General features: G+C 58.8%; 20 protein-coding genes and 1 tRNA gene. All 21 read left to right on the forward strand.

Features of this window, described 5'->3' with window-relative positions; all coding sequences use genetic code 11:
- On the forward strand, positions 1-133 hold a 133-nt coding region (gene tuf / locus HYZ49_19920), incomplete at its 5' end, for an elongation factor Tu (GenBank protein ID MBI3244554.1).
- Between the two features lies 1 nt (position 134).
- The gene (gene rpmG, locus HYZ49_19925) at positions 135-305 is read left to right on the forward strand and encodes a 50S ribosomal protein L33 (GenBank protein MBI3244555.1); all 171 of its coding nucleotides are present in this window, start codon (positions 135-137) and stop codon (positions 303-305) included.
- An 86-nt stretch (positions 306-391) separates the two neighbouring features.
- Positions 392-464: transfer RNA gene (locus tag HYZ49_19930), tRNA-Trp, on the forward strand.
- Between the two features lie 50 nt (positions 465-514).
- The gene (gene secE, locus HYZ49_19935; protein MBI3244556.1) at positions 515-709 is read left to right on the forward strand and encodes a preprotein translocase subunit SecE; all 195 of its coding nucleotides are present in this window, start codon (positions 515-517) and stop codon (positions 707-709) included.
- A 183-nt stretch (positions 710-892) separates the two neighbouring features.
- Positions 893-1,444: a transcription termination/antitermination protein NusG gene (nusG, locus tag HYZ49_19940; GenBank protein MBI3244557.1), complete on the forward strand. Its 552-nt coding sequence runs from the start codon at positions 893-895 to the stop codon at positions 1,442-1,444.
- 3 nt (positions 1,445-1,447) lie between these two features.
- Complete coding sequence (locus HYZ49_19945) at positions 1,448-1,645, forward strand: hypothetical protein (protein ID MBI3244558.1); 198 nt, start codon at positions 1,448-1,450, stop codon at positions 1,643-1,645.
- A 115-nt stretch (positions 1,646-1,760) separates the two neighbouring features.
- Complete coding sequence (rplK, locus tag HYZ49_19950; protein MBI3244559.1) at positions 1,761-2,186, forward strand: 50S ribosomal protein L11; 426 nt, start codon at positions 1,761-1,763, stop codon at positions 2,184-2,186.
- 112 nt (positions 2,187-2,298) lie between these two features.
- On the forward strand, positions 2,299-3,015 hold the full coding sequence (locus tag HYZ49_19955) for a 50S ribosomal protein L1 (protein MBI3244560.1): 717 nt from the start codon (positions 2,299-2,301) through the stop codon (positions 3,013-3,015).
- Between the two features lie 306 nt (positions 3,016-3,321).
- Positions 3,322-3,861 (forward strand): 50S ribosomal protein L10, encoded by a 540-nt coding sequence (locus HYZ49_19960; protein ID MBI3244561.1) that lies wholly within the window; start codon positions 3,322-3,324, stop codon positions 3,859-3,861.
- A 74-nt stretch (positions 3,862-3,935) separates the two neighbouring features.
- On the forward strand, positions 3,936-4,319 hold the full coding sequence (gene rplL, locus HYZ49_19965) for a 50S ribosomal protein L7/L12 (GenBank protein ID MBI3244562.1): 384 nt from the start codon (positions 3,936-3,938) through the stop codon (positions 4,317-4,319).
- Positions 4,320-4,932: 613 nt separating this feature from the next.
- Complete coding sequence (gene ilvD / locus HYZ49_19970) at positions 4,933-6,600, forward strand: dihydroxy-acid dehydratase (GenBank protein MBI3244563.1); 1,668 nt, start codon at positions 4,933-4,935, stop codon at positions 6,598-6,600.
- 71 nt (positions 6,601-6,671) lie between these two features.
- The gene (gene ilvB / locus HYZ49_19975) at positions 6,672-8,414 is read left to right on the forward strand and encodes a biosynthetic-type acetolactate synthase large subunit (protein ID MBI3244564.1); all 1,743 of its coding nucleotides are present in this window, start codon (positions 6,672-6,674) and stop codon (positions 8,412-8,414) included.
- Positions 8,415-8,489: 75 nt separating this feature from the next.
- Entirely contained in the window at positions 8,490-9,059 is a 570-nt protein-coding gene (gene ilvN / locus HYZ49_19980; protein ID MBI3244565.1) for an acetolactate synthase small subunit, read from the forward strand.
- 57 nt (positions 9,060-9,116) lie between these two features.
- On the forward strand, positions 9,117-10,136 hold the full coding sequence (ilvC, locus tag HYZ49_19985) for a ketol-acid reductoisomerase (protein ID MBI3244566.1): 1,020 nt from the start codon (positions 9,117-9,119) through the stop codon (positions 10,134-10,136).
- 40 nt (positions 10,137-10,176) lie between these two features.
- On the forward strand, positions 10,177-10,536 hold the full coding sequence (locus HYZ49_19990; protein ID MBI3244567.1) for a four helix bundle protein: 360 nt from the start codon (positions 10,177-10,179) through the stop codon (positions 10,534-10,536).
- Between the two features lie 34 nt (positions 10,537-10,570).
- Positions 10,571-12,193, forward strand: coding sequence for a 2-isopropylmalate synthase (locus HYZ49_19995; protein ID MBI3244568.1), 1,623 nt, complete (start codon positions 10,571-10,573; stop codon positions 12,191-12,193).
- A gap of 83 nt (positions 12,194-12,276) precedes the next feature.
- Positions 12,277-12,468 (forward strand): hypothetical protein, encoded by a 192-nt coding sequence (locus tag HYZ49_20000; protein ID MBI3244569.1) that lies wholly within the window; start codon positions 12,277-12,279, stop codon positions 12,466-12,468.
- Between the two features lie 3 nt (positions 12,469-12,471).
- Positions 12,472-13,881, forward strand: coding sequence for a 3-isopropylmalate dehydratase large subunit (gene leuC / locus HYZ49_20005; protein ID MBI3244570.1), 1,410 nt, complete (start codon positions 12,472-12,474; stop codon positions 13,879-13,881).
- An 87-nt stretch (positions 13,882-13,968) separates the two neighbouring features.
- Positions 13,969-14,556, forward strand: coding sequence for a 3-isopropylmalate dehydratase small subunit (leuD, locus tag HYZ49_20010; protein MBI3244571.1), 588 nt, complete (start codon positions 13,969-13,971; stop codon positions 14,554-14,556).
- Complete coding sequence (locus HYZ49_20015) at positions 14,537-15,514, forward strand: dienelactone hydrolase family protein (protein MBI3244572.1); 978 nt, start codon at positions 14,537-14,539, stop codon at positions 15,512-15,514. The genes leuD and HYZ49_20015 overlap by 20 nt, the downstream gene beginning before the upstream one ends.
- 64 nt (positions 15,515-15,578) lie before the next feature.
- A complete protein-coding gene (locus HYZ49_20020) occupies positions 15,579-17,135 on the forward strand; it encodes a citramalate synthase (protein MBI3244573.1) in 1,557 nt (518 codons plus the stop codon).
- Positions 17,136-17,162: the final 27 nt, after the last annotated feature.

A 17,162-nucleotide genomic window follows, 5' to 3' on the forward strand; every position in this document is an offset into this window, starting at 1 on the left:
GATGCCGGGGGACAATATTGAGATGACGGTGGAGTTGATCATCCCGGTGGCGTTGGAGAAGAACTCGAAGTTCGCCATTCGCGAAGGCGGCCTGACCGTCGGCTCCGGCGTCATTACGGAGATTCTGGACTAACATGGCAAGCAAATCAAAAGACGTTCGCCCGGTGATCGCGCTGGCGTGCGCGGATTGCAAAGAGCGCAACTACACCACGCAGAAGAATCGCCGGAACGATCCGAACCGGATCGAGTTGAAGAAGTTCTGCCCGCGGTGCCGTAAGCATACGGTGCACCGCGAGACGAAGTAGTCGAGTGGTCGAATAGTCGAGTGGTCGGGTAGCCAGAGATAGACTACCTGACTACTAGACCAAGTGACCGCTTGACTAAACAACACAGGCCAGTAGCTCAATTGGCAGAGCACCGCTCTCCAAAAGCGGGGGTTGTGGGTTCAATTCCTACCTGGCCTGCCTGATCTAAATCTTTAGGAGACCAAGCTGTGTCAAGGGTGTCCACGGTTATGAGTGATAATCCAGTTTTCCGTTACTTGCGCGAAACCCGCGCCGAATTGAGCAAAGTGTCCTGGCCCACCCGGCAGGAGGCCACCAATTTGACGATTGTGGTGTTGATCACGGTTGTAGCAAGCGCAGCGGTGCTCGGCTCCTTTGACATTTTGTTTGGGAAATTGTTCCAGTTGATCCTGGGGATCAGCTAACTTGCCGACTCTGGCTGAGAGATGATGTTATTCATGTCCGAAGAAGAGCGCACTGAAGAAGAAGGCGTGCCTGACGAAAACGAGGGCGCTGAAGAACAGGAATCGCTGTCGACTCCTGAGTCTGAGGCCGCCTCGGCTCCGGAATCGGAAGTGGATGAGACGCGCGGCTCGCCCTCGCCTGAAGTGGCCGAGATTTTGCAGGACGCCGACGATCAGCGTCATTGGTACGTCGTGCATTGCTATTCGGGCTACGAGAACAAAGTCCGGCACAATCTTGAGCAACGCATTGACACGATGGGCATGAAGAACAAAATCTTCGATGTCGTCGTGCCGACCGAAGAAGAGATCGAAGTTAAGGATGGACAACGCCGCACGGTCGAGCGACGGGTCTTCCCCGGCTATATTTTGGTGCAGATGGTTCTCAGCGAGGACTCGTGGTACGTCGTCCGCAACACACCGGGCGTCACCGGTTTTGTGGGCATGGGCAACACGCCCACCCCGCTCCAGCCGCAGGAAGTGTCGCAAATCATGCGCCGCATGGAAGCCGAAGCGCCCAAGATCAAAGTCAGCTTCAAAGTCGGTCAGAAGGTGCGGATTGTTGACGGGCCGTTCAACGATTTCATTGGAACCGTCGGCGAGATTGACGCCGAACGGGCCAAAGTGCGAGTCATGGTGTCGTTCTTTGGTCGCGAAACGCCGGTAGAACTGGATTTCTTGCAGGTGGAGAAGGCGTAGAAGATGTTGGCAACAAGCGAACCCGATGACCTGCCTTTTAATACCGGTCAAAAGGTGCGCGTGATAGAAGGGTCTTTTAGAGATTTCATTGGCATAGTATTTGAAGTTGAGAGAGAACACGCTAAATTGCGGATCAAGGTGTCGCTCTTTGGCCGTGAGCTAGTTTTGAAGTTGGACTTTTCGCAAATAGAGAAAGTGTAATCTCTAATTCTCCAATCCTCCAAAGTAAGGCAGAGGAATGGAGAATTAGAGAATTAGAGAATTCGTGGGAGGGCTGGCCCAGGCCGCCCGCTAACACCACAAAGGAGAGACCAAAGTGGCAAAGAAACTTAAAGCAGTCGTGCGCCTGCAACTTGAAGCAGGCAAGGCTAACCCTGCGCCGCCTGTCGGCCCGGCCCTGGCCGGCCACGGCATCAACCTGATGGGGTTCTGCAAAGAATACAATGCTCGAACCTCCAACCGGCCCGGCGAAGTGATTCCGGTGGACATCACTATTTACAGTGATGGCTCGTTCCAGCTTGCCCTGCGCACTTCACCAACCGCCGTGCTTCTTCGCAAGGCCGCCGGCCTGGAGAAAGGCTCGGCCGTGCCCAACCGCAATAAAGTAGGCAAGGTGACGCGAGCCCAGGTCAAAGAGATCGCCGAAATCAAAATGAAAGACCTGAATGCTATCGATCTGCCGGGCGCGATGTTGCAAGTGGAAGGCACCGCCCGCTCGATGGGAATCACGGTCGAAGGCTAAATTCCTTTGTTTCCCGTGTTTCCTTATCTTGCCTCAAAGGAAATGAAGGAACAAGGGGAAATGCGGGAAAGTGGGAGGGCCGTTGTGCCCGCCAGCACCACAGGAGACTCTAATGGCTAAACCAGGAAAAAAATATCGCGCCGCGGCGGCGAAAGTTGATCAGAGCAAAGCCTACCAGCCCAAAGAAGCGTTGATGCTGGCGAAAGAAACCAGCATCACCAAGTTCGATGCCTCGGTCGAGGTTCACATGCGCATGGGCCTCGATCCCAAGCAGGCCGACCAGCAGGTGCGCGCCGCAGTTGTCATGCCGGCCGGGCTGGGCAAGCACGTGCGGGTGATGGTCTTCGCCGAAGGCGACGCCGCCCGCGTTGCCAAAGAATCCGGGGCCGATTACGTAGCCGACGACGAAATGATGAAGAAGATTCAGGATGGCTGGACGGATTTCGACGTGTCCATCGCCGTCCCGGAAATGATGGGCAAGGTTGGCCGGTTGGGCCGTATCCTCGGCACGCGCGGCCTCATGCCCAATCCCAAAGCCGGCACCGTGGCTCCGGCCAACGACCTGCCCCGGCTCATCAAAGAAGCCAAAGCCGGCCGCGTCGAGTTCCGCCTCGACAAGACGGCCAACATTCACGTCGTCATCGGCAAAGCGTCGTTTACGTCGGACGCCCTGTACGAGAACTTCTCTTCGCTCATGGAAGCGATTAAGAAGGCCAAGCCCGCCGGCTCAAAGGGTATTTATATCAGGCGAATCACTGTCGCCACCACGATGGGGCCGGGCGTCAAAGTGGACGCCAATGCCGCCCAGTCGTTGGGCGGGGCGGCATAATCAATCCCCAATTCTCTAATTCTCCAATTCTCTATTTGAGAATTGGAGAATCAGAGAATTGCCTTCGCCATAGACCGCAGGCGTCGGGCGCACACTTCGCGCCCGACTTAATCTCCTGCCGAGGTGAAGACTTCTTCTAGAATCAGGCGGCCCCTGCAAAGGCGGCGCGCCCGTTCAGAAAGTCTTTGCGCGATGCGGGTCGAAGGCGTGAAGACTTTTTGATTTCCCTTTCGCTGAAATGATTGGGCGATCAAAAGGTCGAGTAAACAGATCGTCCATTCATCAGCGAAAGGAGGTGACTTACACTTGGCAATCACAAAGAAACGCAGGTCAGAGCTGGTGCAGGAGTACGGCGAACTGCTCAAGAAAAGCGAAGCCCTGATCATCACATCGTACAGCGGCCTCAACATGAAGGGCATTGACACGTTGCGCGGCAAGGTGCGCGACGCTTCGGGCGAGTTTCACATTGTGAAGAACACCCTGGCCGCCCTGGCCCTCAAAGAAGCCGGCCTGCCCGTCCCGGAAGATGTATTGACCGGAAGCAGCGCCATCGGCTTTGCCTTCAAAGATGTGCCGGCTGTGGCTAAAGCCATTGCCGATTTCGCCAAAGACTCGGAGTTTGTCAAAGTCAAAGGCGCAGTGATGGGCAGTAAAACCCTGAGTATCAAACAGGTGGAAGCGCTGGCGTCATTGCCGCCCTTGCCTGTGGTTCGGGCGCAACTGCTCGGCCTGCTCAACACACCCGCCACCCGCCTCACCGGTGCCATCGCCGGCGGCGTGCGGCAAATCGTCAACGTGGTCAAGGCTTACGCCGACAAAGAACAAGAAGTGGCGCCGGCCCAATAACCAATAACTAGTAACCAATAACCCATAACTTGTTATTAGTTATTGGTTATTGGCAAACCAAGGAGAATTTTGCAATGGCTGATTTAAACAAACTCGTCGAGGACCTGAGCGGTCTCACCGTCCTCGAAGCGGCAGAACTGACGAAGATGCTGGAAGCGAAGTGGGGCGTGTCTGCCGCCGCCCCGGTGGCTATGGCCGCCATGCCCGGCATGATGGCCGGCGCCGCCGCCGCCCCTGTTGAAGAGAAGACCGAGTTCACTGTCGTTCTCAAGGACGTTGGCCCCAAGAAGATCGAGGTCATCAAGGTCATCCGCCAGCTCACCAGCCTGGGCCTGAAGGAAGCCAAAGAGATGGCCGAGACTGCCAACGCCAAAGTGCTCGAAGCAGTGGGCAAGGAAGCCGCCGAAGACGGCAAGAAGAAGCTGGTCGAAGTCGGCGCGACGGTGGACATCGCCTAGTTCCAAACCAGACCTGCCGCGCTTGGTCGAAAGTTTGGCAAAACTTCACGGCGAAGCCGGTCAGGTCTTACCGCAACAAGCGCTCCAGAAGATACTCCTGGGGCGCTTTTGATTCTCTTGTTTGGGGCTTGTGCAACCCCTCCAACCCGCTCCCCACAAACCCTCTTCACTCTTAACAATGGACTGAATCCGCGCCCCGAAGCTATACTGTCTAACAATCACCCGGAGAAACAAATCGTGTTCTTCTCACTGTCGGTCGTCCTTATTGTCGTCATTAGCGTGCTCCTCGTCGAGGAGCGTTTGACGTTTGAGGCGGCGACGGTACCGGTGAGAAAAGATTAGCAACCGACATCCAGCCACAGGATCAACAATGAGCCGCCTCAAACGAGGCGGCTTTTTTGTTATCTGTGGCAGGAGCTTACTGTAGAGCGAATTGGCAAATCGCTCTACAAAAGGAGAGAGAACCTCATGAACGAAGAATTTACCCCTCAAGCCGATCTGTCTTACGACGGCGTCCCCGGCGAGCCGGTGGTGACGCCCGAGGCCGAAGCCGCCCAGTGGGTGAGCGACGCCATGTTTGATGCTTACAATGGCTGATAGCCGATAGCTCACCATGCGTTCCGATCTCATCAAATCCGGTTTCGAGCGCGCTCCGCACCGCGCCCTGCTCAAGGCCACCGGCGTCACCGACGCCGACATGAGCAAGCCCTTCATCGCCATCGTCAACTCCTACGTTGACGTTGTCCCCGGCCACGTCCATTTGCAGTCGTTCGGCAAAGTGGTGAAGGAGGCCGTCCGCGCCGCCGGCGGCGTCCCCTTTGAATTCAACACCATCGGCGTGGACGACGGCATTGCCATGGGCCACAAAGGTATGAAGTACAGTCTGCCCTCACGCGAGCTGATCGCTGACTGCGTGGAGACGATGATCGAGGCCCACCGCTTTGACGGGATGGTGTGCATCCCCAATTGCGACAAGATTGTGCCGGGCATGCTCATGGCCGCGATGCGCGTTGACATCCCGGCCATTTTTGTTTCCGGCGGGCCGATGGCCGCCGGCCGCACGCCCGACGGCGAAGCCATTGATCTCATCTCGGTGTTTGAGGGCGTAGGTGCATTCAAAGCCGGCAAGATTGACGAGAAGCGGCTGAAGGTGCTGGAGGACTTTGCCTGTCCTTCGTGCGGCTCGTGTTCGGGTATGTTCACCGCCAACTCGATGAACTGCCTGATGGAAGCCCTCGGCCTGGCCCTGCCCTACAACGGCTCGGCTCTGGCCCTCACCGCCGAACGTGAAGCCCTCGCCCGCAAAGCCGCCACCCTCATCCTCGACCTCGTTGCTCAAAACATCACTCCCCGCCAAATCGTCACCGCCGAAGCGCTGGACGATGCCTTTGCCCTCGACATGGCCATGGGCGGCTCGACCAACACCGTTCTGCACGCGCTGGCAATCGCGCAAGAGGCCGGGCTGGAGTATCCGCTCGCCCGCATCAACGCCGTTGCCGACCGCGTGCCGCACCTGTGCAAGGTCAGCCCGGCGGGCAAGTGGCACATGGAAGACGTGCATCGCGCGGGCGGCATCCCGGCCATCCTCACCGAGATCGCCTCGGACGGAAATACGTTACATCTGGATCGAGTCACGGTGAGCGGGGTAACGTTGCGCGAGTCCATTTCGGGCGCGGCGGTGAAAGATGCTGAGGTGATCCGGCCTCTGGATAATCCGCACTCCAAGACCGGCGGCCTGGCCGTTCTCTTCGGCAACCTTGCACCCGACGGGGCAGTCGTGAAAACAGGCGGCGTGAGCGATGGCATGAAGCGGCACAGCGGCCCGGCCCGGATTTACGAATCGCAAGAGGCGGCGATGCGCGGCATCTTGAATCACGAAGTGCAAGCCGGCGATGTGGTCGTCATTCGCTACGAAGGACCGGCCGGCGGCCCCGGCATGCAGGAAATGTTGTCGCCCACCAGCGCCATCATGGGTATGGGCCTGGGCGACAAGGTGGCCTTGATCACCGATGGCCGCTTCAGCGGCGGCACGCGCGGCGCTTGCATCGGCCATGTCAGCCCGGAAGCGGCGGCCCGCGGCCCGATTGCGGCTCTGCAAAACGGCGACATCGTCGAACTCGATCTTTATGCTCGGGCACTCAACGTCCGCCTCTCGGACGAAGAAATTCAATCGCGTTTGGCCGCCCTGCCGCCCTTCGTGCCTAACATCGAAAGCAAGTGGCTGAGGCGCTACGCCAAAATGGTGCAGAGCGCGGATAAGGGAGCGGTGTTGAGAGACTGAATGCGAATTCTCCAATTCTCTAATTCTCAAATCAGAGAATTGGAGAATTAGAGAATTCTTTGGAGGTAATTATGAAACGAACCGGCGCACAAACTGTTTGGGAATGTTTAGTTCGCGAAGGCGTGAAGACGATCTTCGGCTACCCAGGCGGGGCGATTTTGCCGACTTATGACGCCATGCTCGACTATCCGATCCATCACGTTTTGGTCCGGCACGAGCAGGGGGCCACCCACATGGCCGACGGCTACGCCCGGGCTTCGGGCAAAGTGGGAGCCGCCATCGCCACCTCCGGCCCCGGCGCTACCAACATGGTCACCGGCATCGCCACAGCCATGATGGACTCGTCGCCCATCGTCTGCATCACCGGCCAGGTCGGCTCAAAGGCCATCGGCTCGGATGCGTTTCAAGAGACCGACGTGACCGGCGTCACCTTGCCGGTCACCAAGCACAATTATCTTGTCACTCGCGCTGAAGATATTGCCCGCACGATTCGCGAAGCGTTCTACATCGCCGCCAGTGGCCGCCCCGGCCCGGTGCTGGTGGACATCACTAAAGACGCCCAGCAGAGTTCGTGCGAATTTGACTGGGAGGCCGCCGCCCCGCAACTCCCCGGCTATCGTCCCAACCTTCGCGCCCTGCCCGAAGAATTTCAAAAGGCCCTCGACCTGATCAACAACGCCAAACGCCCGCTCATTCTCGCCGGGCATGGCATCCTAATGAGTGGCGCGCGCAAGCAGGTGCTGGAGTTCGCCGAACGGGCGCAAGTGCCGATTGCGATGACGCTTCTCGGCCTCGGCGCCATCCCCGCCAGCCACCCGCTCAACCTGGGCATGATGGGCATGCACGGCGAAGCCTGGGTCAACAACGCCATCCAGCAAGCCGATCTTCTGCTCGCCTTCGGCATGAGGTTCGACGACCGGGTGACCGGTAACATCAAGACTTACGCGCTGAATGCCAAAAAGATTCACATTGAGATCGATCCTTCTGAGATCAACAAGAACGTGAAGGTGGACGTGGGCATCGTCGGCGATTTGCGGGAGACGTTGGACGAGTTGTTGCCCGGCGTGAAGTCTGCCGACCACAGCGAGTGGATCGATCACATCAACGAGATGAAGGGCGACACGGCGGTGCGCGACATCCAGAGCCTGCCCGACAGCGGCCACCTGTACGCGGCGCACGTCATCAACGACATCTGGCATTACACCAGCGGCAAGGCGATTGTCGTCAGCGACGTGGGCCAGCACCAGATGTGGGAAGCGCAATACTACAAGCACGACGACGAGCGTTCGCTCATCACCTCCGGCGGCCTGGGCACGATGGGCTTTGCTTTGCCAGCGGCCATCGGCGCAAAATTCGCCTGCCCCGACAAAGAAGTGTGGGTCGTCGCCGGCGACGGCGGCTTCCAGATGACGATGGCCGAACTGGCCACCATCGCTCAGGAGAATCTCAAGATCAACATCGCCATCATCAACAACGGCTACCTGGGCATGGTGCGCCAGTGGCAGGAATTTTTCTACGAGAAGCGTTACGCGGCCACGCCCATGCTCAGCCCCGATTTTGTGAAACTGGCCGACGCCTTCGACATCAAAGGCGTGCGAGTCACCAAACGCTCCGAAGTGCAGGTGGCTGTCGAAGAGGCCCGCGCTCACCCTGGCACGGTCATCATGGACTTCCGCGTGGAGCAGGAAGACAGTGTCTTCCCGATGGTTCCCGCCGGGGCTGACCTGCAAGCCATGATCCGCCGCCCCAAGCGCGATGTGATGGCCGAGACGGGCGCGGACGAGAGTGAGTGGGATTTGGGAGCAACCAAGTAGACAGGGAGACAAGGAGAAGGGGAGAGTCGGATTCTCCGTGTCTCCCCTTTTCCCCTTCTCCTTGTCTTGTGAAGAATGGCAAACCATATTTTCGTAGCTTATGTTGAAGACAAACCCGGCGTGCTCAATCGCGTCGCTTCGCTCTTCCGCCGGCGCGCCTTCAACATCGAGTCGCTCACCGTCGGCCACACCGAACAGCTTGGCGTGAGCCGCATGACGATTGTGGTGGACGGGGACGACCTGACCGCCCGCCGCATCGAGGCCAACCTTTACAAGCTGGTCAACGTTCTGCGCGTGGACGACGTAACCCACCAGCCCTCGGTCGTGCGCGACCTGGCGCTCATCAAAGTGGCCGTCACTTCCGCCAACCGCACCGAAGTCATGCAGTTGGCCGACGTCTTCCGCGCCCGCATCGTGGACGTGACCAACGACTCGCTCGTCATCGAAATCACCGGCGTCGAAGACAAGATCGAAGGCCTGATCGAAGTCCTGCGCCCGTTCGGCATCATCGAGATGGTGCGCACCGGTTTGGTTGCCATGTCGCGCGGGGCCAGTTCGGTCAGCCCCAACCCGCCGCTGGTGGCCGCCGCCGTGCCCGAAGGCGCGCCCGCCCAGCTTGACCCGGCGGTTGCAATGTCAGTTTAGTGATAGAGGATTGGAGAATTCTCCAATCCTCTAATTCTCAAATTTTTCGGAGAACTCATGGCAAAAATTTACTACGACAACAACGCCGACCTGGCCCTCATCCAGGCCAAAAAAGTGGCCGTCGTCGGCTATGGCTCGCAGGGCCACGCCCACTCGCTCAGCCTGAAGGACAGCGGCGTGCAGGTGAAGGTAGGACTCGCGCCCGACAGCAAATCGAAGGCCAAAGCCGAAGCCGCCGGCCTCACCGTGGAGGCAGTCGCCGACGTCTCAGCCTGGGCCGACGTGATCATGATTCTGGCCCCCGACACCAAGCAGGCCAAAATCTACAAGGACTCAATTGAGGGACATCTGACCAAAGGCAAGATGCTGATGTTCGGGCACGGCTTCAACATTCGCTTCGGGGCCATCGTTCCACCCGCCGACGTGGACGTGACCATGATCGCCCCCAAAGCCCCCGGCCACCGCGTGCGCGAAGTGTTTGTGGAAGGCGGCGGCACCCCGGCGCTGTTGGCAGTTCACCAGGACGCGACCGGGGACGCGAAAGCGCTGGCGCTGTCTTACGCCAAAGCGATGGGCCTCACCCGGGCCGGAGTCATCGAAACCACCTTCGCCGAAGAAACCGAGACCGATCTGTTTGGTGAGCAAGTGGTGTTGTGTGGCGGCGTCAGCGCGCTGGTCAAGGCCGCGTTTGAGACGCTGGTGAAGGCCGGCTACCAGCCGGAGATCGCGTACTTCGAGTGCATGCACGAACTCAAGCTCATCGTGGACTTGATGTATCGCGGCGGCCTCAACTACATGCACTACTCGGTGAGCGACACCGCCGAGCACGGCAGTTACACCGGCGGCCCGCGCATCATCACCGAAGAGACGATGGGTGAGATGAAGAAGATGCTGTCCGAAATTCAGGACGGCACGTACGCCAAAAAGTGGATCGCCGAAAACGAAGCGGGCCGCCCCTGGTTCAAAGAACAGCGCCGCCTCGGCCAGGATCATCCCATCGAAAAGATCGGCGTTGAGCTACGTGGCATGATGCCGTTTTTGAATCCGGTGGTCGTCAGGCCCGAAGAGCAAGGCTAGGCCTGGTAGTCAGGTAGTCGAGTGGTCAGGTAGTCAACGGATGAAGATCGAACGATTTGAAGATGTAAAAGCATGGCAGGCGGCGCGAGTGTTAGCGAACTTGGTTTACGATGCAACGGGGAGTGGCGCTTTTGCCAAAGATTTCGGGTTGCGCAACCAGATTCAATCTGCCGCCGGATCGGTCATGCACAACATTGCCGAAGGCTTCGAGTCCGGTTCCGATGCCGAGTTTGTTCGTTTTCTGAAATACGCCCGCCGTTCAGCGAGTGAAGTGCAATCGGAAACCTATCTTGCCTTAGATCGCAAATACGTTGACAACCAGGTCTTCCAAAGAATCTACGACAAGGCCACCGAAACCAAAAAACTTATCAACGCTTTCATCGGCTATCTCAACCATTGACTACTCGACCACTCGACCATTTGACTACTCGACTATGAACAACTACGTCAGTATCTTTGATACCACCCTCCGCGACGGCGAACAGTCGCCGGGCGCGACGATGACCTCTTCCGAGAAGATCGAAGTGGCCCGCGCCCTGGCCCGCCTCGGCGTGGACATCATCGAGGCCGGGTTCCCCGCCGCCTCGCCCGACGACCTCGAAGCCGTGCGCCGCATTGCCGTCGAAGTGGGCAACCCGCCCGAAGGCGGGCGCGCGCCCGTCATCTGCGGCCTGGCCCGCGCCAACAAAGGTGACATTGATAAAGCCTGGGAAGCAATTCGCCATGCGAAGCACCCGCGCATCCACACCTTCCTCGCCACCTCCGAGATTCACATGAAGTACAAGCTCAAGATGGATCCGGAGCAGGTCATCGAGCGTGCCGCCGAGATGGTGGCCTACGCCCGCAGTTTTTGCGAAGACGTGGAGTTTTCGCCGGAAGACGCCGGGCGGAGCGACCCCGAATTTTTATACGTGGTGCTGGCCGAGGCGATCAAAGCCGGGGCGACCACCCTCAACATCCCCGACACCGTCGGCTACACCACGCCCGACGAGTTCGGCAAACTGATTGACGGCATCATCAAGCACACGTCGGGAATCGAGAACTGCATCGTCTCCGTCCATTGCCACGACGACTTGGGGCTGGCCACGGCCAACACCCTGGCCGGCATCGCCGCCGGGGCGCGGCAGGCCGAGGTGACCATTAACGGCATCGGCGAGCGGGCGGGTAATACTTCCCTCGAGGAGGTGGTGATGGCCCTGCACACGCGCAAGCCGGTATTCAAGCTCGAAACCGGAATTGACACCACTCAGCTTATGCGCGTGAGCAAGCTGGTGAGCAACTACACCGGCATGGTCGTCCAGCCGAACAAGGCCATTGTCGGGGCCAACGCCTTTGCTCACGAGGCGGGCATCCACCAGGATGGCATGCTCAAGCACCAGCAGACGTACGAGATCATGCGGCCCGAAACCGTCGGCGTCACCCAGACTCGATTGGTGCTGGGCAAACATTCGGGCCGCCACGCGCTGAAGAAACGGCTGGCCGAACTTGGCTACGAGTTGAACGACGCCGAACTCGACAAAGCTTTTGAGCGCTTCAAGAATCTGGCCGACAAAAAGAAGACCATCACCGACGCCGACCTCGAAGCCATCATCTCGGACGAAATCTATCAGCCGCGTGAGGTGTTCGCGCTGGAAGAGATGCAGGTAGTGTGCGGCACGCTGGGGATGCCCACCGCCACCGTACGCCTGCGCGGGCCGGACGGCGCCAGTGTCGTGCGGGCGGCGATGGGCACCGGCCCGGTGGACGCAACCTACAAAGCCATTGACGAGATCGTCGCCATGCCGAACACCCTGTTGGAGTTCGTCATTCACGCGGTGACCGAGGGTATTGACGCGCTGGGCGAAGTGACGGTGCGCATCGAAGGCGGGAACGGCCATCACACGCTGGACGCGCAGAAAGAAACCGAACAAGTTCGCACCTTCGGCGGCCACGGGGCCGACACCGACATCATCGTCGCCAGCGCCAAGGCATATTTGTCGGCGCTGAACAAATTGTTGGTGGCAAGCGGGAAGTATGGCGAGCCAGAAACGATAGCGACGGTAGAAGCCGTTGCGTAATTCTCGCCACGAGTCGCACGAATTATCATGAATTGGCTTCAAAAGGAATTCGTGTTCATTCGTGGAATTCGTGGCAAAAAGCTATGACCACTTCTGACCCTCACGACGACTCCATGCCCGACTGGTATGACCCATTCGGCGAACCACACACCATTCCCGGCGGCTGGGATTTGTCGGGCATGGACGCCGCCAACCCGACTCCGAGCCAGCAACCCGGCCCGGCCCGGCGGCAACTGCTCGAACTTTTCTATCGTCTCGACCTCAACCCAAACTAAATCATGTCTCAGCCCCAAACCCTTTTTGAAAAAGTCTGGAACGCGCACGTCGTATCTCAGGAGCCGGACTCCCCGGCGGTGCTTTATATTGATCTTCACCTTGTTCACGAGGTGACCTCACCGCAAGCCTTCACCGGCCTGCGCGGGCGCGGCCTCAAAGTCCGCCGCCCCGATAAGACGCTGGCGACTATGGATCACAGTATCCCCACTCACGATCCGTCGCTTCCCATCTTAGACGAACTGGCGGCCAAACAAATTCGACAAATGGAAATCAATGCCAAAGAGTTTGGCATTACCCTGCACGGCATGAACAGCCCGCATCGCGGCATCGTCCACGTCATCGGCCCGGAGCTTGGCGCGACGCAACCGGGCATGACGATTGTGTGCGGCGACAGCCACACCAGCACCCACGGCGCGTTCGGGGCGCTGGCTTTCGGCATCGGCACCAGCGAAGTAGAGATGGTGCTGGCCTCGCAATGCCTGCTCCAGCGCAAACCGAAAACCTGTGAAGTGCGTGTTGAAGGTCAATTGAGCAAAGGCGTCTCGTCTAAAGACATCATCCTGGCCCTCATCGCCAAAATCGGCGTGGGCGGCGGGACGGGCCACGTGCTCGAATACACCGGCCCGGCCATTCGCGCCCTGACGATGGAACAGCGGATGACGATCTGCAACATGTCCATCGAAGGCGGTGCGCGGGCGGGGATGATTGCGCCCGACGAGGCGACGTTTGACTATATTGCCGACCGCGAGTTTGCGCCGAAAGGTGAGGATTGGGAAGCCGCCACTGCCAGGTGGCGGCGTCTGCCTACCGATGACGGCGCCACCTACGATAAAACCGTCACCCTGAATGCCGGCGAACTTGTCCCCATGATCACTTACGGAACGAATCCTGGTATGGGCATGGCGATCACCGACCGCATTCCCGACCCTGATCAACTGGCCGACGCTTCGCAAAAGCTGGCCTTGAGCAAGGCGCTCATTTACATGGGCCTCCAACCCGGCCAGCCCTTGCTCGGCCATCCGGTGGACGTAGTCTTCATCGGCAGTTGCACCAACTCGCGCATCTCGGATTTGCGGCTGGCGGCCTCGCTGTTGAAGGATCGCAAAGTCGCGCCTAGCTTGCGGGTGATGGTCGTGCCCGGCTCGCAAGAGGTGAAGAAGCAGGCCGAGCAGGAAGGCTTAGACAGGATTTTCAAAGAAGCGGGCGCAGAGTGGCGCGAAGCCGGTTGCAGTATGTGCATCGCCATGAATGGCGATCAATTGCAACCGGGCCAGTACGCCGTCAGTACCAGCAACCGCAACTTTGAAGGTCGGCAGGGCAAAGGCGGCCGCACGTTTTTGGCGAGTCCGCTCACGGCGGCGGCGGCGGCCCTGACGGGAAAGATTACGGATGTGCGAACGTTATTGAACTGACACGATGACAAGATGAAGGGATGACAAGATGATCTGTCGTTTTGGATCACCTTGTCACCTTGTCATCCTGTCACCCACTCATCGAAGATGGCTCAATTCACCACCCTCACCTCCCGCATCCTCCCTCTCCCCGTCAACGACATTGACACGGATCAGATCATCCCGGCCCGGTTCCTCAAGGCCACCGACAAGAACGGCATGGGCGACAACTTGTTCGCCGACTGGCGCTACAACGCCGACGGTTCGCCCAAGCCCGACTTCGCCTTGAACAAGCCTGAATACAAAGGCGCGCAAATTTTGCTGGCCGGCGACAACTTTGGTTGCGGATCGTCGCGTGAGCACGCGCCCTGGGCCTTGCGCGGCTACGGCTTCCAGGTCGTCATCAGCACCTCGTTCGCCGACATCTTCTGCAACAACGCGCTCAAGAACGGCTTGCTTCCCATCGCCGTTGACTCACAAACACACCGTGAACTGCTTGACCTGACCGAAGAGGCCTCGCAAGCTGAAGTTGCTGTTGATCTGGCCTCGCAAACCGTGACTCTGCCCGGCGGCAAAAAAGTATCGTTTCCGATTGACGGCTTCTCAAAGGCTTGCCTGCTCAACGGTGTGGACGAACTGGGTTATTTGTTGGGTTTTGAGGAAAAGATTGTGGCGTATGAAACTGCGCACGCCTGAGATGAGCACGTCAACATTTGAAGACCTGATGCGTGAGATGTTTCGCCTGTATGAGGAAAAAGCCTATGCAGACGGGTTGGCTATGCTCGTGCGAGAAGCTGATCGCTTCTCAGGGCACCGTAGCCGGACGCTGTTTTGGTGCGCGTGTTTCGCCTCGCTCACAGGCGACAGTGCTGGAGCGCTCCAGTGGTTGCAAACGGGCGTGGCTGAGGGTGAGTGGTTTTCGCCAGATCAATTGCGCGGTGACCCGGACTTGAAACCGTTGCAGGGCGTAGCGGAGTTTGAACACATCGTAGCTTACTGTGAACAGAGGTTGGCTGAGGCTGAAAAAGAAGTTGCACCTGACCGCCGTGTGCTCGTGCCACAGAACATCGCTCCGCCCTTTCCATTGCTCATCGCGTTGCATGGCTACAACGTAACGCAGGTCTATTTCGAGACCGTTCACCTTGATGCGTGGAAACCGGTTGTGGAAATGGGATGGCTTTTGGCTTCGCCTCGGGCCTCTCAGCGCGCCGGGCCGGATTCGTATGCCTGGCGTGACACGGCGCGGTCGCTACAAGAAGTGTATGACCATTACACCCAGGTATGTATGCAATATGCCATTGACCCGGAGCGGATTGTCATCAGCGGTTTCTCGCGAGGCGGAGCGTTGGCGCTTGAACTGGCGTTGCACGCGCGAATACCGGCGTGCGGGGTGATAGCTGTTGGGCCTGGCGCGGCGGTGATGCGCGAACTCAACGCGTGGTTGCCAACTGGCGATGCAAGACGTGCACGGGTGTATTTCGTTATGGGAGAACTGGACACACCTTGTCTGCCCGAGGTGAACGCGATGGCTGGGATTTTCAAATCATTGGGCATCTCGTATGAGATTGAACTGCATCCCAATCTTGGGCATGAGTTCCCGCCGACCTTTGAACAGAGCTTGAAGCGCGCTCTCGATTTCATTACCCAAAGTTAGAGCAAGGAGTTAGAGTCAGATCGCCTGACTCCAATCTCTAATCCTCTAATCTCCAATCTCTAACATGCACATCCAAATCTACGACACCACTCTCCGAGACGGCACCCAGCGCGAAGGCATTTCGCTTTCGTGCGAAGACAAACTTAAGATTGCCCAGAAGCTGGACGACCTGGGCGTGGAATACATTGAAGGCGGCTGGCCCGGATCGAACCCGAAGGACGCCGAGTTCTTCGAGCGGGTGCAGGACATGAAGTTTAAGAACGCCACCATTTGCGCTTTCGGCGCTACTTGTCGCGTGGACAGCGACCCTGCCGACGACCCCAACGTCAAGGCTCTGCTCGACTCGCACACTGGCGTTTGCACCGTGGTCGGCAAAACCTCCATGCTCCACGTCACCGAAGTTCTGCAAACCACGCCCGGCGAGAATCTGCGCATCATTGAAGAGAGCATTCGTTATTTGCTGAGTCAGGGGCGACGGGTGATTTACGACGCCGAACATTTCTTCGACGGCTTCAAGCTGGACAAGACCTACGCCCTCGAAACCCTGCGCGCCGCCTCGCGCGGGGGAGCCGACATCGTGGTGTTGTGCGACACCAACGGCGGCGCCATGCCCTGGGAGATTGCCGACATCGTCCGGGCCGTCAAACGCGATCGCGGCGGCCTGCTCGGAATCCACACTCACAACGACGGCGAGTGCGCGGTGGCGAACTCGCTGGCGGCGGTGCGCGAGGGCTGTGTGCAAGTGCAAGGCACAATCAACGGTTATGGCGAGCGGTGCGGCAACGCCAACCTGGTCTCCATCATCGCCGACCTTGAGTTGAAGATGGGGCACAAGTGCGTGCCCAACGGCAATGCCAAACGCCTGACAGAGGTGGCTCACTTCGTGGCCGAGATTGCCAACCTGTCGCCCGACGAGCACATGGCCTACGTGGGCAAGTCGGCTTTTGCCCACAAAGGCGGCATCCACGTGGCCGCCATCCGCCGCAACGTGGACTCGTATCAGCACATCAACCCGGAACTGGTGGGCAACAAGATGCGGATCGTCGTCTCGGAACTTTCGGGGCGGGGCAATTTGTTGAGCAAAGCCGAAGAATACGGCCTGGACGTGAACGGCGGGGCCGAAGTGGCCGAGGTGTTGAACGAAATCAAGGTCCTCGAAGCGCAAGGCTTCTCGTTTGAGGCCGCCGAGGCCTCGGTGGCGATGATGCTCAAACGGCAACAGTCCGGCTACACCCCGCCGTTTGAGTTGGTTGACTTTTCGGTGAACGTCGAACACCGCCAGGGCCGGGGCATCTTTGCCGAAGCAACAGTGAAGGTGAAGGTTGACGGCGAAACCATTCACACTGTGGCCGAGGGCAACGGCCCGGTCAACGCCCTCGACGCGGCGCTCCGCAAGGCGCTCACGCCCGTCTATCCTCAATTGAGTCACTTCCAACTGGCCGATTACAAAGTCCGCATCCTCGACGGCGAGAACGGCACTGCCGCGCTGACCCGCGTGTTGATTGACACCCAAAACGGCACGAATCGCTGGAGCACGGTGGGCGCGAGCACCAACATCATCGAAGCTTCGTGGCGGGCGCTGGCGGATTCGGTGGAGTATGGGTTGACAGTCGCAGGTTGACACGCTTCGCGTGACAGGATGACAAGA

Source organism: Chloroflexota bacterium (assembly GCA_016197225.1).
Classification (GTDB): Bacteria; Chloroflexota; Anaerolineae; order Anaerolineales; family VGOW01; genus VGOW01.